The following is a 21,222-nucleotide window of genomic DNA, read 5'->3' as shown; positions in this document are numbered from 1 at the left end:
GATTCGACCAATAATATGTCATCAATGCCGGTTTATCATCCTGAGGTGCTGTGACACCCTGTGCAAACGCACACAGGAGACTATGCATGAGTGATACGCTGATTGACCGCCGCGAACTGGCGTTCCAACTATACGAAGTCCTTGATACCGAGAGTCTGACGGGCCGGGAGCGCTTCAGCGAGCACAGCCGCGATACCTTTGATGCGGTGATTGAGACGGCCGACCGCATGGCGCGGGACAAGTTCGCCAGCCACAACAGCGCGGCCGACAAGCAGGAGCCGCAGTTCGTCGAGGGCGCGGTGGAGATGCTGCCGGACGTCAAGGAGGCCTTCGACGCCTACGCCGAGGCTGGTTTTCTCGCCGGACGCTACGATTACGAACTGGGCGGCATGCAGTTGCCGGAATCGGTGATGGCCGCCTGCAACGGGTTTTTTACAGCGGCTAATCCCGGCACCGCTGGCTACCCGTTCCTGACCACCGCCGCGGCCAACCTGATTCGTGTGTTTGGTGATGAGCAGCAAAAGACAACGTTCCTGCCTCACATGCTGTCAGGCCGCTTTACAGGTACCATGGCGCTGACCGAGCCCCATGCCGGCTCTTCGCTGGCGGATATCCGCACTTCTGCCTCGCCCACGGATGACGGCCATTACCTGATCAAAGGCGCGAAGATCTACATCTCTGGCGGCGAGCAATCCCTGACCGAGAACATCGTTCATATGGTGCTGGCCAAGATTAAAGGCGCACCGGCTGGCGTAAGGGGTATTTCTCTGTTCATCGTGCCCAAGTTCCGTGTGGATGAGGATGGCAACAGCACCGAGCGCAACGGGGTCAGTCTGGCGGGCCTGATTCACAAGCTGGGTTACCGGGGCACGACCTCCACCGCACTGAGTTTTGGCGACGACGCACCCTGCCATGGCTATCTGGTGGGTGAGCCTCATCAGGGTCTGAAGTACATGTTCCAGATGATGAATGAAGCCCGTCTGGGTGTGGGCTTCGGCGCTGCGGTCATTGGCTATCGGGGCTACATGCACAGCCTGGAGTACGCGAAAGACCGTTTACAGGGGCGCAAACCGTCAGAGAAGAACCCGGAAGCACCTCAGGTGCCCATCATCGAACACGCCGACGTGCGCCGGATGTTGCTGGCCCAGAAAGCCTACAGCGAAGGGGGGCTGGCGTTGTGCCTGTATGGTGCCCGCCTGATGGACGATCAGCACACCCACCCGGAAGAACAGAAACGGCTTGAGGCCGGTAAGCTGCTGGATCTGCTGACACCGGTGATCAAGGCCTGGCCCTCGGAATACGGTCCGAAAGCAAACGACCTCGCCATACAGGTCTATGGCGGTGCAGGTTACACCCGGGAATATCCGGTCGAACAGTGCTGGCGCGACAATCGCCTGAACCCGATCCACGAAGGCACCAATGGTATCCAGGCACTGGATCTTCTGGGCCGGAAAGTCTGGCAGGATCAGAGCCACGGCCTGCAATTGCTGATGCAGCAGATGCAGATTGATCTGACGGCTGCCAGCACCGAACGCTGTCAGCAGTGGGCGCTGTCGCTGAGTGAAACTCTGCAGAAAGCCGTTCAGGTGACGCAGAGCCTGGGCAAGAGCCTGATGAGCGAGAGCCCTGACCGGGCGCTGGCCAATGCGTCCTGTTACCTGCACCTGTTTGGCCACATTGTGGTGGCCTGGATGTGGCTGCGTCAGGCCAACGTGGCCGAGGCAGCGTTGCCGGGAGCTCAGCCCGGCAGCGAGGAAAATTTCTACCGCGGCAAGCTCCAGGCCGCCCAGTACTTCTTCCACTGGGAGCTGCCCACCGTGGCGCAGGATTTGGTGCTGCTGCGCAACCAGGATGATACCTGCCTGGAGATGAAGGCCGAGTGGTTCTGACCGGCTCACCGTGAACCGAATGCCTGCGTCCATCGCCCCGGTCTGCTGAGGCCGGGGTCTCTCACCGAACAGCTCAGTGGCGCTTGCCGGCCCGTATCAGGCGGCGGGTTTGGCGCAGACTGGCGAAATCACCAATTGTGAACCAGACTTTGCAAGTTCTTGCCTGTAGATGAAGTAAACATACAGCCCAACTGATAACCCAATAAAAGGGATAGCTTCATCATGATTCCATCGAGGAGCGCGCCGCAAACGGTAGTGCCTTGGTCGGCTCTGGATATTCTCAGCGGTTACATCACTTCCGGTCAGCTTGCAGAAATCGTCTATCGTGATACGTCAGGCCAGATCTTTACGGTGCACGACACCATCAAGGATCTATACAGCCGGGCGGGGCACGACTATGTCCTGCTGGGGCGCAACGTTATGGTGGGCATCGACCATATCATTACCCTTGACGGGCAACGCCTCTGTCTTACTTTCCACTAGATAAACAAAGGGTAATACGGCATCTGTTGTGTGTGACGTCTGGTAGCCCTAACCTGTTATGGCAGTAACTTACGGACCAAAGGAGGGAATAGTTATGAATAAACCGATTCTGGCAGCAGTTGCTTTTACGCTGACACTTGGCCTGACAGCGTGTAGCTCCGAGGAAAACGAAGGCGTTGATATGGAGCAGGCGGCCGATAACGTCGAGGACATGGCGGAGGACGCAGCGGACGCAACAGAAGATACCTATGAGGATGCCACCGGGCAAACAGACAGTGCCTGGGAAGAGACCAAAGATGCAGCTTCCGATGCAGCCGAAGAAGTGGGTGAGGCCGCTGAAGATGCCGCTGATGCGGTGAAGGACGAATACAAGGATTTGACCGAGTAATTCCTGCCGCCCGGGCCCGGCACATCCCGCCACGGGATATAAGTGCCGGGCCTGCCCCCCAGACCCCGCTCTGAATTTGTCAGCAAACCGTAACGGCTTCGTCCGCGGATTGTCACGGATTGTCACATAGCCCTCGACACCCTCGAGATCATGCGGTTCCTTGTGGACCCGCGAGGTTGTGAGGTGACGGGTGTGGTGAGCTCAGTGAGTTTTTCTGTTGCCGGCGAATTCCCTGAGCGCAATAAGGGTCAGGGTCAGTGCCGTAATCGGCAGCACGAAATAAAGCATTACTGCGCTGAATCTCGGCAGTGCGTCGTGGTGCGAGGCGGCCAGAATCAGGTAAAGGGTGTAGGCCACGTAGTAGGCCAACAACACCAGACCCTCCTGGCGGCTGATGGTCGCGCCGGTGAAGAAAATCGGCAGGCAGGCGAGGGCGACGGCAATCATCACCGGCAGGTCAAAACCGATGACAGCGGTAGAGACCTCAATGCCGGCGGGTGCGACGATTCCGGCCAGTCCCAGCACGCCCATCAGGTTAAAAATATTGCTGCCCACCACATTGCCCACGGCAATATCTCGCTCCCCGCGGATGGCTGCGATCACCGATGTCACGACCTCAGGCAGGGAGGTGCCGGCGGCGACGATGGTCAATCCGACCACCAGTTCACTCACCCCAAGGTATTGGGCGAAAGCCACCGCGCTCTCCACGAGCCAGCGGGACCCGATGACCAGCAACACCAGGCCACCAACCACCAGACCAAGGTTTTTGGGCCAGTTGACGCTTGTCTGGTGATCGGGCGCCAAATGATCGGAGCCATTCCCCGTGATGCCGGCGGAGGTTTTGCGGCTTTGATAGATCAGGAATCCGATGTAGATGATCAGGCCGGTGACCAGCAAAATCCCATCCATGCGGCTCAGGTTTCCATCCAGCGACAGCAAAAGCACTGCAACTGATAGGGCGATCATCAGCGGTACATCAAGGCGTATGAGCTGTTGGGATACCACCAGCGGCACAATCAGTGCCGACAGACCGAGGATAAAGAGCACGTTGAAGATGTTGCTGCCCACGACATTTCCCATGGCCAGGCTGGCCTGATCGGAGAGGGCGGACTTCACGCTCACGGCAAGCTCGGGGGAGCTGGTGCCGAAGGCGACGACTGTCAGCCCGATGACCAGAGGTGAGATGCCCAGCACCGCCGCCAGACGGGATGCCCCCCGAACCAGGGCTTCCGCCCCGACGATCAGAAACACCAGGCCGATGCAAAACAGGAAAATAGTCATTGTTTGTCGAGATCCTTTTCCTCAGGGCCGGAAACGGGGTGAATCCAGTTTGCAGCCCGGGCGTCCATTTCGGGTTATTCGGCGGGTGGCAGGTTGCCGCCCAGCATGTTTTCAACCACCGCTGCGTTGTAGAAGGTTTCGACGGTCTGGATCTTGTTGCCTCGCACGCGGAACCAGACGGCGAGCCGGACATCACCGATGGGCTCGAAATGGGTTCTGTAATCGAGAATGGCAAACACGTGCTCGCCATCTTCACTCAGTTGTCTGAGCACCAGGTCTTTCTGAATGGCGACCATGCCGAACTGGTAGCCCAGCATGTCGTCACGGCTCAGGAATCGCATGTTCGGCCCGACGTACTCAAAGCCCTCGGTCGCCAGCAACTCCTTGGCTTCGTCCAGGCGCTGGTCATGGATGTCGGCGATGAACTGCGCCACGATGTCTTTCGGTTGCATGGCAGCCCCCAATAGCTTGCAATGGGCGCAAAGGGCCCGAGATTGATGTGGTTCGGGGCTTTGCGCACCCTTCACCTCTATACCAAAAACAGGGTTATGACAAATATCTCGGTGGGATAAGCCGGGGTTGAATCGGACCAGGGTTACCGGGGGGCTGGCCAGATACCCTGTGGTACACTCGGAGCCGTTGCGATACAGCAGAAGAACAGAGAGGTAGCGCCTTGCCTGAACAAGAATACATTCCCGCAAAACCGGATCCAGTGGTTCGCCGTTCCGATCCGGCCCGCAATCTGGCCGTGGTGGTTTACATCCTGCAGGCGCTGCACTTTTTCACCGGCGGTATCACGCCGCTGGTGGGGGTGATCATCAACTACGTGAAACTGGACGATGTGCAGGGCACCTGGGTTGAGAGTCACTTCCGCTGGCAGATCCGAACTTTCTGGATCGGGTTGCTGTGGACGGTCATCGGGGTGCTGACCGTCGCGCTGATCATTGGCTGGTTCATCCTTTTGGGCGTCTCCATCTGGATGATCTATCGCATTGTCAAAGGGGCGCTGGCCCTGAACGATGGCAAGCAGGTCTGATGCCCTTTGGCATCAGACCCAACCGTTCGGCCGTGTCAGGATACTTCCCGCAGCCGGGTGGCACTCACCAGCCCGGCCGCACCCATGAGCCCCAGAACCAGAATAACCGCCACTTCTGAAATTGCCGACAGCGCCGCGGTCAGCGCACCGGTGACCAGCAGCAAAACCCCGATCACCGAATTACTGACCGAGGTATAGTCGGTGCGTTTGTTGCCACCGGCCATATCCACCAAATAGGTTTTGCGGCCCAGCCGAACCCCCGAGTGGGCGATTTGGAGGACAAAGAACGCCGCGGGGTAGAACCAGGCGCCGAGTTCCTGGCTACCAGCAAAGAACGTTGTCGCTGCGACGATCAGGCACACCCCGCTGGCAATGGCGGCACCTCGGATCATGGTTTTCCGGCTGGACGCATCCGCCATCCAGCCCCAGACGCTGGCACTGATGGAACTGGCCAGACTGCTGACCAGCAAAAACACGCCCAGTAGCAGGCTGCCATCTGCTTCCTGCTGCGCCAGGACCACGAAATAGGGCGCAGCCAGGGCCGAGCACAGCAGCAGGGCCCGGGTAATGACAAAATGCCGGAAGGGTGCGTCGTCCCTCAGTAGTGACAGGCTCTTCAGCGCCTCGGCCAGTGCGTTGCCGCCGCCGCTGGTTTCCCCTTCATACTCCTCAACGCCCGCGAACAGAATACCGGCGATGATCCATAGCCCGGCAGCAAGCAAGAGCAGCAGGCTGTAGAACGCAACGCTGGGGTCGCCTTGTCCCCAGAACAGCAGAAAGGTCATGACGACTGTTAATCCGCCGCCCAGTGTGGTGGCCAGGCCGGACAGGCGGCCCCGGCGGGATTTGGGGATGCACTTGCCCTGAACGTCCTTCATCGCCACTGAACAGAAGCCGCGAGCGAGGGAAAAGGCAATCAGGCCTGCGACAATGCCGGCGCCGGCGGCGTAGCCTTCCAGAAACCAGACGCTGGCGGCCATGGCCATGACGCTCAGTGCCTGGCCGAAACTGCCCAGCACCCAAAACCACTTGCGCACCGGTTTGCGACGAACCCAGGCACCGATCACCATCTGGGGCAGCATCGAGCCGGATTCCCGAATGGGCACCAGCCAGGCGACCAGGGCCGGGGCGCCCACCGCGCTCATCAGCCAGGCCAGCACGGTCTTGGGGCTGGTCAGTAAATCACCCAGCTTGGTCAGCACATTGCTGGCCAGAATCAAAAAGAAGTTTTTCGGCACTTCCCGGCAGGCGTCATCGGGAATGTCCTTGCACACCCGGGCGTCTTCTTCGTTGGCAATGAGGCTGTAGAGCTGGTCGAGGGGATCGGCGTTGTGCTTGGTCAAGGCGGGCTTCCTGCAGGTCTTGAGATAAGTCGGTTAGTAAGGGTAACAACCGCGCCGGGCAGTTTGTACCGTCGCGTTGTTTTTCCAGTCTGTTCAGGCGCGAGGGAGGGTGCTAGCCTGAGCCACCCGAATATGCCAGAGCCGGAGCCTCCCATGCTGAGTTACCTGCACGCCTTCCACGCCGGCAATTTTGCCGACGTTCAGAAACACGCCGCCCTGACATTGGTGCTGTCGATGATGCAGGCCAAACCCTCCGGTATCGCCTGCATCGACACCCACGCCGGTAGTGCCGTGTACGACCTGGACAGTGACCGGGCCCGGAAAACCGCCGAAGCAGACAGCGGTGTACGCCGAATTTGGTCGGTCCGCGACCGGCTTCGGTCACCGGACTGGCAACCCATGCTGGAGGTGTTGGCCGACTATAATCCATCCAGCACCGAGCTGAGCCGCTATCCGGGGTCGCCGGCGTGGTTTGCGCATTTCCTGCGCCCTGCCGATACGTTCACGGCTTTCGAGTTGCACCCCGCCGAGGGGGCCCAGCTCAGTGACTGGGCCAGGGCCGAGGGTGTTCGGGTCAGACAGGAGGACGGCCTGAAGGGGCTGTTAAAACAGCTTCCGCCCCGGCAACCGAGGCTACTGGTACTGCTGGACCCCTCCTATGAGATCAAGTCCGATTACCAGGACGTTGCCTCGACGCTGGCGAAAAGCTGGAAGAAGTGCCGGCATGGCGTCTATCTTATCTGGTACCCCATTCTCACCAGCGGCCTTCAACAGGGTCTGTTGGATGCTGTTCAGCAGGGGCCGGTACGCAAGGTACTGCGCAGTGAGGTGCGTCTGCTACAGCCGCCTGAGCGAGGGATGATCGGATCCGGTATGCTGATGATCAATCCACCTTGGGGGCTGTCTGAACGTCTGTCGGTGATGATGGACGAGGTGAGTTCCGCCGATGCGCTTGGCGCCGATCACCAGCTGGAGTGGCTGGTTCCCGAATAGCCAGGCCGTCTGATGATTCAGGAGGCATTTGCTTGACGGAAAAGCCCGATTCATCTTCCGAGACACCCTGCCTGCCTGGCGGCCTGATTCCCATCGATCAGTGGGAGTTTCCGGAATTGTCGGTGCGCCGATCGGTCAAAGATGCCGTGCGCCATATCTCGGTTCAGCTCCGGGGCGGCGTGTCCCGCAACGAACAACCGTTTCAGAGCCTGGACGATCTTCCCGAACTGTCCGAATCCGACCGTAATGCCGTCGCGCCTGACCCGGATTTCTCGGCTCTCGCCGCCACGCTGGCGGATCTGCTCTGGCGCCAGAAAAACGACGTTCCAAATCCGCGCAATGTCTCGTTTCTTGTGGCGCCGCCGTTTTCCGGCGTGCGCGAGGCGCTGGTGCGCTGGTCCTGGCTGGATCTCGATACTGACACAGATGCGTCGGCCGGCTGGGTGATCACGCCACCGAAAAACCTGTTGATGAGCGATGCAGACGCGATCGAGTGGTGGAATGAGCAAGACTTGTCGCGGCCCTGGGTGATCCCGGAGTTGGCGGATTTCTGGCTGCGACACATGCAGGGGCTGGCCCTCGTGCGTGAGCTGTTTCGCCGCATCGCGGCAGACACCGCCGGCCAGGGAGTGGTGGGGTGCTCCAGCTGGTGCTGGCAGTTTTGGGCCAGTTATGCCCCGGACCTGCCGGCTGCGCCCTGTACGCCAGCTCCGCTCAGCGCCAGCTATTTGGGCCATTGGCTGGAATACCTGTCCGGTGATAACGACGAAGAACCAGTGGTCGCCCGGATGGCTGACGATGGACTGTATGTGTTACCAACCCGGGATAAACTCAACGGCAAGAAAATCAAGCACAGCGGGTTCCTGAGTGAGCTGGCTGCCGCATCCCGAGGCAACCATGGCGTGGCGCTGGCGCTGTGGCGAAGCGCCATTCGGGCGGAACCGGAAGAGGGTAATGACGAGTCGGAGGATGACTCTTCAGCAGAAAAGAGCCCATCATCGTGTTGCTGGGTGGTGCCGCTGGACAAGCTGAGCCTGCCGGCGATGCCGAAGAGCAGGGATCGTGCTCTGGGGCTGGTTCTTCATGCACTGTTACTGCACGACGGGCTTGACGAGGATTCGCTGTTCCTTGTTGTCGGGATATCAAAACACGATTTGACACATGCCGTCGCGCTTTTGCAGCGGGCGGACATCATTCGCTACAGCGATGCGGGCAACCGCTGGCACGTCACGGATCTTGGCTACCCCGATATCCGGCGCCATTTGCAGAGCTGGGGCTTTCCGGTAGACGGCTTTTAACGGTGGGCGGTATGGAAAACTTGGAGGTGAAAAAGGTTTTCGCAACGATTACATCCGAGGAATTGCTGGAAGCGTTGCTCGTGGTGTTGATTGCGTCGGTGTTGATTTTTCTGGTACAGAAACTGCTGCCGGCACTGGCGTCCCGGCTCAGTGGCAAGCCCAGGCTGTATTTGCTGGCCTCGGTGCCGTTGCTTCGTCTGCTGATTATCGCCGCCACCATTATTGTTGTGGTGCCGATTCTCGTCGAGCCCTCATTTGAGAACATGGTTGCCATATTCGGGGCGCTGGGGTTGGTTCTGGGCTTTGCGTTCAAGGACTACGTGAACAGTTTGATCGCCGGCATTGTCACCCTGTACGAGATGCCCTATCGGCCCGGGGACTGGATACAGGTTGATGACCATTACGGCGAGGTTCGCTCAATCGGGGCGCGGGCGGCCGAGATTATCACTCCCGACGATTCTGTCGTTCTGGTGCCGCACCTTAAGCTCTGGAATGCGCTGCTGGCCAACGGCAACGATGGCACCGACCGTCTGATGTGCGTGGCCAAGTTTCATCTGGAGCCCAACCACGATGTCGATCAGGTGCTGGAGTTGCTGCGGGACGTGGCCTTCACCAGCCCCTTTACTCGTACCTGGCAGCCGATTGTGGTGGTGGTTGAAAACGAGCCCTGGGGTATGCTCTATCGCCTTAAGGCCTATCCTCTCGAGCCCAAGGAACAGTTCCGCTATGTCAGTGACCTGACCGCCCGGGGTGCCAGGGTGCTGGCGAAGGAAGGCGTGAGGTTCATATCAGCTCCCGTTCTGGCTGGCTGACTCCGGCGTCTGGCTTTCAAAGGTGTTGCCAGTCTGGCTTAACCAGCGGAGCATGTCGGCTCCGAATTCGCCTGCCGAATCCACGTACGCCTGTCGGGCCGGCGCACTGGCTTTGGCAAAAGCGGCGCGCTCTTCCTCTGTGAGCTGGACCACCTTGATCTGCGCAATTTCCAGCATGCGTTCCAGTCGAACCTGATTGAGTTCTTTCTGGATTTGCCATGTGGTCTCGGCCACTTCCTCGAGCGCGGACTCAAGCCACGCTTTCTGGTTCTCCGGAAGGGCGTCGAACCACTCTGGATTGGTTACCACCGATGAAATGAACTGGGCCGGGCGAGCCACCGTCAGGGTGCTCTGCACTTCGTAGAAATTCATTTCCTCGATGGCAAAGATGGGGTTGGTCTGGCCATCGGTCTTGCGCAGCTGGAGGTCGTTGTAGACTTGCGAGAATGGTGTCTGTTTGGGTTCGGCGCCGTACACCCGGAATGACTCAGCCGCCATATCTGAGGTCATGGTTCTGAATCGAATGCCCTGGAAATCGGCCGGTGATCTCAGCGCCTTGTTGGCAGTCCAGGCCATCCAGCCTTCCGGTACGAACGAAAGAAGCTTGAGATTGTGCTTTTCGTAGGGCGGTTCAAACTTGCCCACCAGTTCCGGACTGGTCAGCAATTCGCGGACCGTTTGTTCGTCATCGGGGAACAGGTAGTGGAGATTGAAAATGCCCACTTCCGGAATTTGGTTGGCCAGGTGGCCCGGCGAGGCGAAGGCCAGGTTCACGGATCCGTTACGAACCAGCTCGGTCAGCTGAATGGAGGTGCCCAGCGAACCATAGGGAAACACCTCAAGCTCAACCTTACCGTCGGACAGCGCTTCCACCTGCTCTTTTAGGGCCACGGCATAGGCATGTTGTACACTGCCCTCGATTTCTTCCAGCGCAAACCGCCAGGTCACCGGATACTCCGGCGGTGTCGCTTCCGGGGTCGCCTCAGCGTTCGAGGAGTCCTGGCTTTCGGAACAGCCGGCCAGAATCAGCAACAACGTGGTAAGCAGCGATAAGCAAAGTGCCAGAGGGCGCATGTCCCGGTCTCCGGAGCCAGGGTGAATGAACGGGCGGTAAAATAACATATTAGGGCAGGTTCATGCTGCCTGGAGGTTTTTGGAGCGCGTATGACAAACCAGAAGCAGGCCATGTTGTTCGGGCTGGCCACGGTGCTGTTGTGGTCGACGGTGGCGACGGCATTCAAACTGGCGCTGCGGGATCTGGCGCCGGTCCAGTTGCTGTTGATCGCCTGCGCGTCGTCGGTGTTGGTCCTGGCGGGCATACTGGTTTTTCAGAATCGCTGGCATCTGGTGTTTGAACTCAGGAAACGGCAATACCTGCAGTCGTTTCTGATGGGGCTGATCAATCCCTGCCTGTACTACCTCGTGTTGTTCGCGGCCTTTGATCGTTTGCCCGCCCAGGAGGCCCAGCCGCTGAACTACACCTGGGCACTGGTGCTGACGTACCTGTCAGTGCCTTTTCTGGGGCACAAGCTCCGTCGGGTGGACATACTGGCCGGCCTGGTGTGCTATGCCGGTGTGGTGGTGATTGCCACCCGGGGTGCGGTGACGTCGCTGAGTTTCTCCGACCCGGTTGGCGTCAGTCTGGCCCTCGGCAGCACACTGATCTGGGCCTCCTACTGGATTCTGGCTACCCGGGATCAGCGCGATCCGGTGGTCGGTCTGTTTCTGAACTTCCTCTTTGCCTTGCCTGTTATTGCCCTCATCTGTGGTGTTTCCGAGGGTGTTCAGCTACAGCCATGGCCAGCGGTTGCGGCCGCCGTGTACGTTGGGGCGTTCGAAATGGGAATTGCCTTTGTGCTCTGGTCCTTCGCGATGAAAAAGGCGGAAAACACGTCGAAGGTCAGCAACCTGATTTTCATTTCACCGTTTTTGTCTCTGGTGTTCATCTACCTGATTCTGGGGGAGCAGATCCTCACATCCACCTACGTCGGCCTGGTGATGATTGTGGCCGGGCTCTGGCTTCAGCAACGAAAAGTATCTGCCCAGAAACAGCGACTGGCTCATGAATCCTGAGTGGAGCATTTACATGATCCGCACCGGTAAAGGCACGCTCTATACCGGTATTACCACCGATGTGGCGCGACGGCTGGCGGAACATCAGGGGGGAGGCAATAAAGGCGCCCGTAGCCTCAGAGGCAAGGGACCACTGCGGCTGGTGTTTCAGACCGAGGTGGGCGACCGGAGCCGCGCCTCCCGCCTTGAATGGCATATCAAACAGTGGCCGAAGGCGCGCAAAGAGGCGCTGGTGCGCGGGGACATCAGTTTGCCAGATGGCATTTGATGTGAGCACCGGCGCCTTGCAGCGCTTCGGTGGCACGGGTCAGCTGGCCGGCGTGAATCTGGAACACGTGCCAGAGGCTATTGAAGATTTCCAGTGTGGTTGGCACATCCTGCCGCTTGGCTTTGTTGGCTAGGCGCTGCGCATCATTGAGCAGGATTTCATCGCTGCCTACCTGGATCAGCAGAGGCGGCAGCCCGCTCAAGTCACCGAAAATGGGCGAGATCAGCGGATTGGTCAGTGGCTCGTTGCCACCATAGTGGCGCGCGTTGCGCTCCAGCCAGCGTGCTTGCAGAACGGGCTCGTTTTCCGGCACGTACATCTGTTGGTGAGTCAGATCCACCAAAGGTGAAAACAAGGTGAGGGACGACGGCAGGGGCACGTTTTGATCCCGCAGTTTCATCGCCAGGGAGATGCTCAACCCCGCGCCGGCGGAGTCCCCCGCAAGGGCAATCTGGTCCGCTTTTACACCGTCATCCAGCAGTGCTTTATAAACCGCTTCGGCATCCTCCAGGGCCGCCGGAAACGGGTGCTCCGGGGCGAGTCGGTAGTCTGGTGCGATTACCTCGCAGCCACTGGTTTTGGCGAGGTGACCGATAATGCCGCGATGGGTGGTGTCGGAGCCAAAGACGAAGCCGCCACCGTGCAGATACACGAGGGTACCTGCTTTACTGCCGCCGCAACTGGCCCGAGTGATTGGCATACCGCCAAGCGTTGCTTCGTGAAAGACGCAGTCTCGTGGCGGGACTGAACTGCGGTAAGCCTGTGCCACCAGTGTGCGCTGCAAGGATAACGGGATAGCCGGGTGGAGCAGGGGGCGCACAAGTCGTGTCATGGTCTGGCGCAGGCCGCTCTCAAGAAGGTGTTGCAACATCTGTGTTCTGTCCTCGCTATACGTTAGGATTGTAGTTAGAGAAGCGAATAAACATTCATGACAGGCGTTTAACTCTACGTGTACTGGAAAACAGATACCATAGAAATTCCGGACTGGGACAGGGGGTCCCTGCTCGAAAGATTAAACCCTTTCGATCCGGACGTGGCGGACACGCTGAGCGCAGAAATGGTCGCTTACTGCCGTTTTTACGGACTGGATCTCTGGGTGGAACATCCGGAAGTCGGTTATCACCAGGGATACGTTGAGGCCGGGCCTCATCAGGTCATGGTGCATTACTACCGGCTGCCGGAATCCTTGCCCAAGCGGGGCACGGTGTTCATCTTTCACGGGTACTTTGATCATGTTGGCCTATACAGCCAGTTGATCGAGCGTTGCCTGGGGGCGGGCCTGGATGTGCTGGCGTATGACCAGCCAGGGCACGGTCTGTCCAGCGGAGCGCAGGCAGCAATCGGCAGCTTCGCTGAATATCAAGACGTGCTGACGCGGGTGATGGAGCAGGTGCAGGACAAGGTGCCCGGGCCGTGGTTTGCCGTCGGACAGAGTACCGGCGGCGCCATCCTGATCGACTACCTGCTGTCCAATTACCACACGGAAGAGACCTCGGCCTTCAAGAAAGTGGTGCTTCTGGCGCCGCTGGTCAGGCCGACGGGGTGGTTGGGCGCCAAAGTGCTGCACAGCGTGATGAAGCCTTTCATCAGCCGATGGCGGCGGGCATTCTCAACCAACAGCGGAAACTCCCGGTTTCTGAAATTTCTGCGGGAACACGATCCGCTTCAGGCCCGTGCGGTTCACGTCGACTGGGTCAGCGCGTTGCGGCTATGGATTCCCAAGATCGAATCAGCGCGGCCGGTCAACTTTCCGGTTACGGTGATTCAGGGCGAGAAGGACCTGACGGTGGATTGGCAGCACAATCTTCGCATCGTCCGGAATAAATTTGCCTCGGTAGAGGAACTGAGAATCCGTGATGGGCGTCATCATCTAGTGAATGAAGCCCAGGATTTACAGTCAACGGTTTTCAATACAATCATCGACACCTTTGTCGGCGAAGCGACCGCCAAGGTCGAAGCGGCAGCGGGTCGGGCATAAACGTTACAGAGGAGAATGCTGTGAAAAAAACGGTTCTTGCGTTTGCGGTTGCAACGATGGGGTTGAGCGGGTGTATGACTTACGACCCCTACACCGGTGAGGAGAAAACCTCCAGCGCGACTACAGGCAGTATTATTGGTGCGTTGGGTGGTGCGGCTATTGGTGCGGCAACTTCCAGCAAGAGCGATCGTGGTAAGGGTGCGCTGATTGGCGCAGCCGGTGGTGCGGCTATTGGTGGCGGTATCGGTTACTACATGGACAAGCAGGAAGCTGAACTGCGTCGCAAGCTGGAAGGCTCGGGTGTTCGCGTAGTGCGTAACGGCGATCAGATCGAACTGATCATGCCGGGTAACATTACCTTCGATCTGAACCAATCTTCTATCAAGCCGTCTTTCGTAGACACGCTGGATTCCGTTGGTCTGGTTCTGCAGGAGTTCGACAAGACCAGCATCCAGATCGCGGGCCACACCGACAGCTCCGGTTCCCAGAGCTACAATCAGCTGCTCAGTGAGCGTCGTGCCTCGTCTGTGCGTGACTTCCTGATGAATCGCGGTATTCAGCCGCAGCGCACCCGCGCTGTAGGCTATGGTGAGCGCTACCCCGTGGCGTCCAATGACACTCCGGCCGGTCGTGAGCAGAACCGTCGGGTGGAGCTGACGCTGGTGCCAATGCAGTAAATTGCGGTAGCTGGCAGTAAGCCGGAAAAAAGGCACCGTGGCTGTGGCCACGGTGCCTTTTCTTTTGGTCGTTACCAGGGCTCTTGGCTAGCTTTTACTGCCGGGCAGCCAGCCCTCGATGCTCTGCTTCAGGCTTTCCAGCTGGCTTTCGCTGGCGCCTTTGAGTTCGTCCAGCTTTGACTTCGCCGAGGAGATCTGGTCCTCCAGCCCCTGGATTTGCTCAGAGAACTCTTTCTGTATTTCCGCTTCGGCTTGTTCGTCCTGGGCCGATGCTTTCTTTTTCTCGGCATCCGCGCGCAGGCTTTCGACTTCTTTGCTCCAGCGCTCTGTCTGGGTTTCAAGTTTCTGTATCAGTGAATCCTTCAAAGACATAGAACCTCCTGTTAGTAAGGCCGCCCGAATTGGGATTTAGTGGCCGCCCTAATTAAAGAGTGGGCGCGGGAGTTGACAGATCAAGGTACGGATCGTGAATGTTTTGTAATCGGATTGGCGCCGTCATGGCACATTGCTTTTTCAGGCGATAAAAAAACCGGAGCCAGGGCTCCGGTTTTTCGGCTTGCCGTCAGGGCTCAGAACAGCACCCGGCAACGAATGGTGCCTTTGACATGACGGAGTTTCTCCAGCGCCAGTTCGCTGTACTCCTTGTCGACGTCGATGACGACGTAGCCAACGTTTTCGTTGGTCTGCAGGTACTGGCCGCAGATATTGATGTCGTTTTCGGAGAATACCTGGTTGATCTCTGACATCACGCCCGGCACGTTTTCGTGGATGTGCAACAGGCGGTGCTGGTTCGGGTGAGACGGCAGCGCCACTTCCGGGAAGTTGACGGAGGACACCGAGGTGCCGTTGTCGCTGTACATGGCCAGCTTTTCGGCCACTTCGCGGCCAATGTTTTCCTGCGCTTCGATGGTGGATCCGCCCACGTGCGGCGTCAGGATCACATTATCGAATTCCCGCAGCGGAGAGATGAACTCTTCGTCGTTGGACTTGGGTTCAACCGGGAAGACGTCGATGGCCGCGCCCAGAAGCTTGCCACTGCCCAGGGCATCGGCCAGGGCGTCAATGTCCACCACGGTGCCGCGGGATGCGTTCATCAGAATGGAGCCGGGCTTCATCTGGGCGAACTGTTCGGCTTTGAACATGTACTTGGTGGCCGGCGTTTCCGGCACGTGCAGGCTCACCACGTCAGCAATGTTCAGCAGTTCCTGAAGCGTGCCAACCTGGGTTGCGTTGCCGATCGGCAGCTTGGAAACGACGTCGTAGAAATACACATCCATGCCCAGACCCTCGGCGAGCACGCTGAACTGTGTGCCGATGTTGCCGTAACCGATGATGCCCAGCTTCTTGCCGCGGATCTCGTAGCTGTCCTTGGCGGACTTCAGCCATTCACCACGGTGTGCCTTGGCGTTTTTCTCCGGGATGCCGCGCAGCAGCAGGATGGCCTGCGCCAGAACCAGCTCGGCCACGCTGCGGGTGTTGGAGAAAGGCGCGTTGAACACCGCAATGCCACGGCGGGTGGCGGCCTGCAGGTCCACCTGGTTGGTTCCGATACAGAAGCATCCCACTGCGACGAGTTTGCTCGCAGCATCAAATACTTTTTCAGTCAGCTGGGTGCGGGACCGGATACCAATAAAGTGCGCGTCGGCGACCTTCTCAATCAGATCTTCCTCGGCCAGCGAGTGAGTCAGATACTCAATGTTGGTGTAGCCCGCAGCGTTCAGGGTATCAATGGCAGATTGATGCACGCCTTCCAGCAGCAGAATCCGGATTTTGCTCTTTTCGAGAGACGTATATGACATAGAAATGCTTCCGAACCTTTCGTCACGTGAAACGGCCTGTTACCAGCTTTATGTGAGGGCTGGCTCACAGAACAGGGGCGGTATGATACCATAAACGCAAGTTTTCACAGTGTGCTGACCGGCTTGTTTTAAACGTTTGTATGCAGGCCCGAGGCGCCATGCTAAGAGACTGACGCTCCGATGAATTCTGATCAAGTTATTGCTTCCCTTAAAGAGTTGATGAGTGCCGGCGATGCACCCGGCAAGGTGCTCACCGATCCGGCCGACCTTGAAACCTACGGTAAGGACTGGACCAAGATCTACCCGCCCAAGCCCCTTGCGATCGTGCTTCCCAAAACCACGGAACAGGTTCAGGCACTGGTCAAGTTCGCCAATGAAAACCAGGTGGCCCTGGTGCCTTCCGGTGGTCGTACCGGTCTGAGTGCCGGTGCCGTGGCGGCCAATGGTGAAGTGGTTGTGGCCTTCGACAACATGAATCAGATTCTGGATTTCAACGCCAGTGATCGTATTGTCCGCTGTCAGGCCGGGGTTGTGACCGAGCAATTGCAGAATTTTGCCGAAGAGAATGACCTGTATTACCCGGTAGACTTTGCCTCCGCGGGCTCCAGCCAGCTGGGTGGTAACCTGTCCACGAACGCCGGTGGTATCAAGGTGATCCGTTATGGCATGAGCCGTGACTGGGTGGCGGGCCTGAAGGTGGTTACCGGCAAGGGCGATGTTCTGGATCTGAACAAGGATCTGGAGAAGAACAACACCGGCTACGACCTGCGTCATCTGTTCATCGGCGCGGAAGGTACGCTCGGCTTCATTACGGAGGCCACCATGAAACTGGCCCGTAAGCCGGAGAACCTGACGGTACTGGTGCTGGGGTTGAACGATCTGACCAACACCATGGACGTGCTGCAGACCTTCCAGAAGAAGATTGATCTCACCGCCTACGAGTTCTTCTCTCACCAGGCGATGGGGCACGTGTTGGCGCATGGCCAGGTGCAGGCGCCGTTCGAAACCGAGGCGCCGTATTATGCGCTGCTGGAGTTCGAGGCGGTGTCCGATCAGGTGATGGATGACGCCATGGAGCTGTTCGAACAATGCATGGAGAACGGGTGGGTGCTCGATGGCGTGATCAGCCAGAGCGAAACCCAGGCCCAGAATCTGTGGCAGTTGCGTGAGCGGATTTCCGAGTCCATTGCCCCGCGCACGCCCTACAAAAACGATATTTCGGTCGTGGTGTCCAAGGTGCCTGGCTTCCTGCAGGAAATCGAGGATGTGGTCACCGAGCATTACCCGGACTTCGAGATCATCTGGTTCGGCCACATCGGTGATGGCAATCTGCACCTGAACATCCTCAAGCCGGAAGACATGGCCAACGAGGACTTCTTCGAGAAGTGCCAGCAGGTGAACAAGTGGGTGTTCGAGATCGTCGAGCGTTATCAGGGCAGCGTATCTGCCGAGCATGGCGTCGGCATGACCAAGAAGCCCTACCTGCAATACACCCGCAGCGACTCGGAAATTGCCTACCTGAGGGGAATCAAGCAGGTATTCGACCCGAACGGCATCATGAACCCGGGCAAGATCTTCGACTGATGCAGGATCACATCGTTGTACTGACCGGCGCTGGCATCAGCGCCGAAAGCGGCCTGTCTACCTTCCGTGACAACGGTGGTTTGTGGGAGGAGCACAGTATCTACGATGTGGCCACGCCCGAGGCGTTTGCCCGCAATCCGGAGCTGGTGCTGCGCTTTTACAACGAGCGTCGTCGCCAGCTTCAGTCTGCCCAGCCCAACCGGGCCCACCGGCTGCTCGCGGAACTGGAATCCAGATATCGCGTGTCGGTGATTACCCAGAACGTGGATGATCTTCACGAGCGCGGCGGCTCCAGCCAGGTGATTCATTTGCACGGCGAGCTGACGAAGGCCCGCAGCACCCGCCACTGCGATCTGGTTTACGACATTGGCTATCGGGATATCGAACTTGGCGAAACCTGCGATCGGGGCGCCCAACTGCGCCCGCATATTGTCTGGTTCGGCGAAGAGGTTCCGATGCTGGATAAGGCCGCAGAAGTTGTGCGCACGGCAGACCATCTTCTGATTGTCGGCACATCCCTGCAGGTCTACCCGGCGGCCGGGTTGGTGTACGAGGTGGACCTGTCTGTGCCCATCACTGTCATTGACCCCGGTGAGCCGGCCTCTGTCAGCCGTGCCCGCGTTATCCGCAAAGGTGCGTGTGAAGGGGTCGCGGAGTGGCTTCAGTCACTCTGATTCAGGGCTGACTCGGAGCCGGCTATCCCGAGGCGGCGGTGGCCGGTGCCAGGTATTTTTCCAGATCCGAGCGGAACGCTGCCTGAACGCCCAGCCGTTTCAATATCCAGTAATGCCCCGCGATCATCCGGTCGATGAAGATGCTCTCTACCGGTGGCTTGAAATAGTCCAGATACTTGAACACCGTGCTGGTTTTGGCGGCCACGTGGGTGTGCAGGTCGGCTTCGGCAAAATCGTAGGGTTCCGGCTGATCGAAAGGGACTATCAGTATATCGCGCCACATGGCGTAGTAGGCTGCGTCTACCGCCGGCTGGCTTTCGATCCTGGCGCCCAGATCGATCAAGTAGCGATCCAGGGCCTGGTAATCTTCTTCCAGCGCGGAGAGGAGAACATTTCTGTAGGCTTCCACGATCTCCGGCTTCAGTTTTTTCACGCAGCCAAAGTCGTACATGATGATGGTGCCATCAGGCCGGTAGGCAAAGTTGCCCGCGTGCGGGTCACCATGGATGCACTGGAATTTGAACAGCTGGTCGGCCATGGTGCTGAAAATGCGGTGGCCGATCAGGTTGATGGTGTCCTGGCTGTAGCGGTCCGGCGTAACTTCATTGATGTGGTCACCTTCGACCAGTTCCAGGGTCAGCACCCGTTTGGTGGAGTGGCTGTCGATCACCGATGGAATCAGCACCCAATCGTCTTTTTCATGGAAGTTCCTGAACAGTTTCAGATTTTTTGCTTCGTTCAGGTAGTCCAGCTCCTCTTTCAGCCGAGTCCGGATCTCGCCGAACAGCTGATCCACGGTTTCCTTGGGCATCTTGAGCAGGCCGCCCAGTTTGAGCGCCATGCGTAGCTGCTTGAGGTCTGAATCACAGGATTCGTCCACGCCCGGGTACTGCACTTTCACAATGACATCGGTGCCATCATGCAGGCGAGCCCGATGCACCTGGCCAATAGACGCAGCGGCGTAGGGTGTCTCCTGCAGGTATTCGAACAATTCTGTTACGGGTTTGCCCAGCTCGGCTTCGATCTGCATCTGTATGATCGCAAACGGCATGGGCGGCGCTTCTTTTTGCAGTCGTTGCAGCGCGTCGGAAAATTCTTTGGGAAGAAAATCCTGAGTCTGTGAGGCGATCTGGCCGACTTTCATCACCGCGCCCTTGAGTTCGCCCAGGGTGTCGGCAATCTGGTCTGCCATCCGGGTGTAGTTCTGGCTGCGGGCGTCTTCGTTGTCTTCCTTCTGGAACATTCTGCGGGCACGTTGGCCTGCATACTGGCCAGCCACCGAGGCGGTCATTCCGGCCAGTTTCAGAAACCGTCCGCTGCGAGATGTAACGGGTTTTTTTGCCATGACAGATGTACGTCTTCCACTGAAAAAGGATTCACCTGTCTTTGACGTTAAACCACTTTGGTTTCAACGAACAGCACATCTTCCAGTTCCAGTGACAGGGTCTGGCCCACCGCCAATGGCCCCACGCCCTTGGGGGTTCCGGTCAGAACGACATCGCCAGGCATCAGCGAAAACTGGCTGCTGATGTGGGCGATCAGAGGCGCGATGGGCACGAGCATGTCCCGGGTGTCGCCGCTTTGTCGCAGGTGCTGGTCAACCTCCATGGTGAACGTGAAGTGGTCTCCGGTAAGCTTCTCTGCCGCCACAAACGGAGACAGAGGACAGGCGCCGTCGAAGCCCTTGGCTCGCTCCCAGGGGTGTCCTTTTTCCTTCAACTGGCTTTGGACATCCCGCAAGGTCAGATCCAGTGCAAGGCCGTAGCCCAGAATCGCTTCTTTCGCCTCACGTTCTGATGCATTGGTCAGGGGGCGGCCAATCAGTACGGCCAGTTCGGTTTCGTAATGAACCTCGCCCTGATTGCGGGGGATAACCAGGGGCCGGGTAATATGCACGGCGGCGGTGGCGGGTTTGATAAACAGGAGTGGTTCGTCGGGAATGGGGTTGTTCAGTTCCCGGGCATGTTCGGCGTAGTTGCGGCCGATGCAGACGATCTTGCCCAGCGGTAAGTGGAGGGGAACTCCATCTTTCCAGTGGTGTTGATAATCGTACATGGCCGCCTCCTGTCAGTTCGGTTTTATTCTCCGTCAAACGAACAGACAGTGTATACCTGCAGACCTTCTTCCTGAAGCTTGCGAGATCCGCCCAGATCGGGCAGATCAATCATCGCCGCCACCTCAACGATTTCGGCGCCGATGCGACGAATCAGTCGGGTCGCTGCCAGCATGGTGCCGCCCGTTGCGATCAGGTCGTCGACCAGCACGACTTTGTCACCCGCTTTGAAAGCGTCCTTGTGCAACTCGACGGACGCCGTGCCGTACTCCAGTTCGTAGTCTTCCACCAGGGTGTCGAACGGTAGCTTGCCCTTTTTCCGAACCAGAACCAGGGAAGCGTTCAGTTCGTAAGCCAGTGCCGAGCCGATGATGAAGCCGCGGGCATCCACCGCGGCCACGGCGTCGATCTTCTGGCCATGGTAGCGGTGTACAAAGGCGTCAATCAGCTTGCGGAACGCGGTTTTATCCTGCAGAACCGTGGTGATGTCGCGAAAGGCAACGCCGGGCTTGGGCCAGTCCGGGACAGTCCGGATGGCTTGTTTGATGCTTTCCGAAAAATAGTCCATGACAGATCCGGTTAACTCACTGGAC

Annotated in this window: 23 protein-coding genes; 13 read left to right on the top strand and 10 right to left on the bottom strand. The window is 58.4% G+C overall.

Translation table 11 applies throughout. The annotated features are described in order from the left end of the window. Nucleotides 1–86 precede the first annotated feature (86 nt). The 3 genes from LPB19_RS15930 (at nucleotide 87) to LPB19_RS15920 (ending at nucleotide 2,760) form a co-directional block, all read left to right on the top strand. Nucleotides 87–1,889 carry an acyl-CoA dehydrogenase gene (locus LPB19_RS15930; protein ID WP_206643859.1) on the top strand — a complete coding sequence of 601 codons (1,803 nt, stop codon included), beginning with the start codon at nucleotides 87–89 and terminating at the stop codon, nucleotides 1,887–1,889. Between the two features lie 222 nt (nucleotides 1,890–2,111). Beyond that, nucleotides 2,112–2,372, top strand: a complete 261-nt coding sequence (locus LPB19_RS15925) for a hypothetical protein (protein ID WP_206643858.1) — start codon at nucleotides 2,112–2,114, stop codon at nucleotides 2,370–2,372. A gap of 94 nt (nucleotides 2,373–2,466) precedes the next feature. After that, entirely contained in the window at nucleotides 2,467–2,760 is a 294-nt protein-coding gene (locus LPB19_RS15920; protein ID WP_206643857.1) for a hypothetical protein, read from the top strand. Nucleotides 2,761–2,961: 201 nt separating this feature from the next. Here LPB19_RS15920 and LPB19_RS15915 read toward each other — a convergent pair whose 3' ends face one another. Together LPB19_RS15915 and LPB19_RS15910 are read right to left on the bottom strand one after the other, a co-directional pair. Then, nucleotides 2,962–4,041, bottom strand: a complete 1,080-nt coding sequence (locus tag LPB19_RS15915; protein ID WP_206643856.1) for a calcium/sodium antiporter — start codon at nucleotides 4,039–4,041, stop codon at nucleotides 2,962–2,964. 74 nt (nucleotides 4,042–4,115) lie between these two features. Further along, nucleotides 4,116–4,493: a nuclear transport factor 2-like protein gene (locus tag LPB19_RS15910; RefSeq protein ID WP_206643855.1), complete on the bottom strand. Its 378-nt coding sequence runs from the start codon at nucleotides 4,491–4,493 to the stop codon at nucleotides 4,116–4,118. 221 nt (nucleotides 4,494–4,714) lie between these two features. On the opposite strand from LPB19_RS15910, the gene LPB19_RS15905 reads away from it, so the two are divergent. Further along, nucleotides 4,715–5,077 (top strand): DUF4870 family protein, encoded by a 363-nt coding sequence (locus LPB19_RS15905; protein ID WP_206643854.1) that lies wholly within the window; start codon nucleotides 4,715–4,717, stop codon nucleotides 5,075–5,077. A 35-nt stretch (nucleotides 5,078–5,112) separates the two neighbouring features. Here LPB19_RS15905 and LPB19_RS15900 read toward each other — a convergent pair whose 3' ends face one another. Continuing rightward, nucleotides 5,113–6,420 (bottom strand): MFS transporter, encoded by a 1,308-nt coding sequence (locus LPB19_RS15900; RefSeq protein ID WP_206643853.1) that lies wholly within the window; start codon nucleotides 6,418–6,420, stop codon nucleotides 5,113–5,115. Nucleotides 6,421–6,573: 153 nt separating this feature from the next. Between LPB19_RS15900 and LPB19_RS15895 the strand changes: the two genes are divergently transcribed. Genes LPB19_RS15895 through LPB19_RS15885 form a run of 3 tightly spaced genes read left to right on the top strand, consistent with a single transcriptional unit; the run spans nucleotide 6,574 to nucleotide 9,523 of the window. Then, nucleotides 6,574–7,413 (top strand): 23S rRNA (adenine(2030)-N(6))-methyltransferase RlmJ, encoded by an 840-nt coding sequence (locus tag LPB19_RS15895; protein WP_206643852.1) that lies wholly within the window; start codon nucleotides 6,574–6,576, stop codon nucleotides 7,411–7,413. Nucleotides 7,414–7,445: 32 nt separating this feature from the next. Then, nucleotides 7,446–8,711 (top strand): hypothetical protein, encoded by a 1,266-nt coding sequence (locus LPB19_RS15890; protein ID WP_228289137.1) that lies wholly within the window; start codon nucleotides 7,446–7,448, stop codon nucleotides 8,709–8,711. An 11-nt stretch (nucleotides 8,712–8,722) separates the two neighbouring features. Beyond that, nucleotides 8,723–9,523, top strand: coding sequence for a mechanosensitive ion channel family protein (locus LPB19_RS15885; RefSeq protein WP_206643851.1), 801 nt, complete (start codon nucleotides 8,723–8,725; stop codon nucleotides 9,521–9,523). Here the strand turns inward: LPB19_RS15885 and dctP are convergent. Then, nucleotides 9,500–10,597 (bottom strand): TRAP transporter substrate-binding protein DctP, encoded by a 1,098-nt coding sequence (gene dctP, locus LPB19_RS15880; RefSeq protein WP_206643850.1) that lies wholly within the window; start codon nucleotides 10,595–10,597, stop codon nucleotides 9,500–9,502. The two genes, LPB19_RS15885 and dctP, sit on opposite strands and share 24 nt — an antisense overlap. Nucleotides 10,598–10,687: 90 nt before the next feature. Between dctP and LPB19_RS15875 the strand changes: the two genes are divergently transcribed. Continuing rightward, the gene (locus LPB19_RS15875; RefSeq protein ID WP_206643849.1) at nucleotides 10,688–11,596 is read left to right on the top strand and encodes a DMT family transporter; all 909 of its coding nucleotides are present in this window, start codon (nucleotides 10,688–10,690) and stop codon (nucleotides 11,594–11,596) included. A gap of 13 nt (nucleotides 11,597–11,609) precedes the next feature. Continuing rightward, nucleotides 11,610–11,864, top strand: a complete 255-nt coding sequence (locus LPB19_RS15870; protein WP_407943933.1) for a GIY-YIG nuclease family protein — start codon at nucleotides 11,610–11,612, stop codon at nucleotides 11,862–11,864. On the opposite strand, the gene LPB19_RS15865 is transcribed toward LPB19_RS15870, so the two are convergent. Then, complete coding sequence (locus LPB19_RS15865) at nucleotides 11,842–12,735, bottom strand: alpha/beta hydrolase (RefSeq protein ID WP_206643847.1); 894 nt, start codon at nucleotides 12,733–12,735, stop codon at nucleotides 11,842–11,844. The two genes, LPB19_RS15870 and LPB19_RS15865, sit on opposite strands and share 23 nt — an antisense overlap. 78 nt (nucleotides 12,736–12,813) lie before the next feature. Here LPB19_RS15865 and LPB19_RS15860 point away from each other — a divergent pair, with 78 nt between their 5' ends. Next, nucleotides 12,814–13,842 carry an alpha/beta hydrolase gene (locus LPB19_RS15860; protein ID WP_206643846.1) on the top strand — a complete coding sequence of 343 codons (1,029 nt, stop codon included), beginning with the start codon at nucleotides 12,814–12,816 and terminating at the stop codon, nucleotides 13,840–13,842. A gap of 20 nt (nucleotides 13,843–13,862) precedes the next feature. After that, nucleotides 13,863–14,519: an OmpA family protein gene (locus tag LPB19_RS15855; protein WP_206643845.1), complete on the top strand. Its 657-nt coding sequence runs from the start codon at nucleotides 13,863–13,865 to the stop codon at nucleotides 14,517–14,519. 87 nt (nucleotides 14,520–14,606) lie between these two features. Here LPB19_RS15855 and LPB19_RS15850 read toward each other — a convergent pair whose 3' ends face one another. Further along, entirely contained in the window at nucleotides 14,607–14,891 is a 285-nt protein-coding gene (locus LPB19_RS15850) for a hypothetical protein (protein WP_206643844.1), read from the bottom strand. Between the two features lie 197 nt (nucleotides 14,892–15,088). Next, nucleotides 15,089–16,318, bottom strand: a complete 1,230-nt coding sequence (serA, locus tag LPB19_RS15845) for a phosphoglycerate dehydrogenase (RefSeq protein ID WP_206643843.1) — start codon at nucleotides 16,316–16,318, stop codon at nucleotides 15,089–15,091. A gap of 180 nt (nucleotides 16,319–16,498) precedes the next feature. Here serA and LPB19_RS15840 point away from each other — a divergent pair, with 180 nt between their 5' ends. Further along, on the top strand, nucleotides 16,499–17,902 hold the full coding sequence (locus tag LPB19_RS15840) for an FAD-binding oxidoreductase (protein ID WP_206643842.1): 1,404 nt from the start codon (nucleotides 16,499–16,501) through the stop codon (nucleotides 17,900–17,902). Then, a complete protein-coding gene (locus LPB19_RS15835) occupies nucleotides 17,902–18,576 on the top strand; it encodes an SIR2 family NAD-dependent protein deacylase (RefSeq protein ID WP_206643841.1) in 675 nt (224 codons plus the stop codon). The genes LPB19_RS15840 and LPB19_RS15835 overlap by 1 nt, the downstream gene beginning before the upstream one ends. Nucleotides 18,577–18,598: 22 nt before the next feature. On the opposite strand, the gene LPB19_RS15830 is transcribed toward LPB19_RS15835, so the two are convergent. The 3 genes from LPB19_RS15830 to LPB19_RS15820 are packed head-to-tail and all read right to left on the bottom strand — an operon-like array spanning nucleotide 18,599 to nucleotide 21,197. Then, on the bottom strand, nucleotides 18,599–19,921 hold the full coding sequence (locus tag LPB19_RS15830; protein WP_206643840.1) for an ABC1 kinase family protein: 1,323 nt from the start codon (nucleotides 19,919–19,921) through the stop codon (nucleotides 18,599–18,601). 47 nt (nucleotides 19,922–19,968) lie between these two features. Continuing rightward, complete coding sequence (locus LPB19_RS15825) at nucleotides 19,969–20,631, bottom strand: fumarylacetoacetate hydrolase family protein (protein ID WP_206643839.1); 663 nt, start codon at nucleotides 20,629–20,631, stop codon at nucleotides 19,969–19,971. Nucleotides 20,632–20,654: 23 nt separating this feature from the next. Then, nucleotides 20,655–21,197, bottom strand: a complete 543-nt coding sequence (locus tag LPB19_RS15820) for an adenine phosphoribosyltransferase (RefSeq protein WP_206643838.1) — start codon at nucleotides 21,195–21,197, stop codon at nucleotides 20,655–20,657. Nucleotides 21,198–21,222 lie beyond the last annotated feature (25 nt).

Source organism: Marinobacter salinisoli, from assembly GCF_017301335.1.
GTDB lineage: Bacteria > Pseudomonadota > Gammaproteobacteria > Pseudomonadales > Oleiphilaceae > Marinobacter > Marinobacter salinisoli.
The sequence above is the reverse complement of the archived record's forward strand: the minus strand, read 5'-3'. Positions and strand labels throughout refer to the sequence as shown.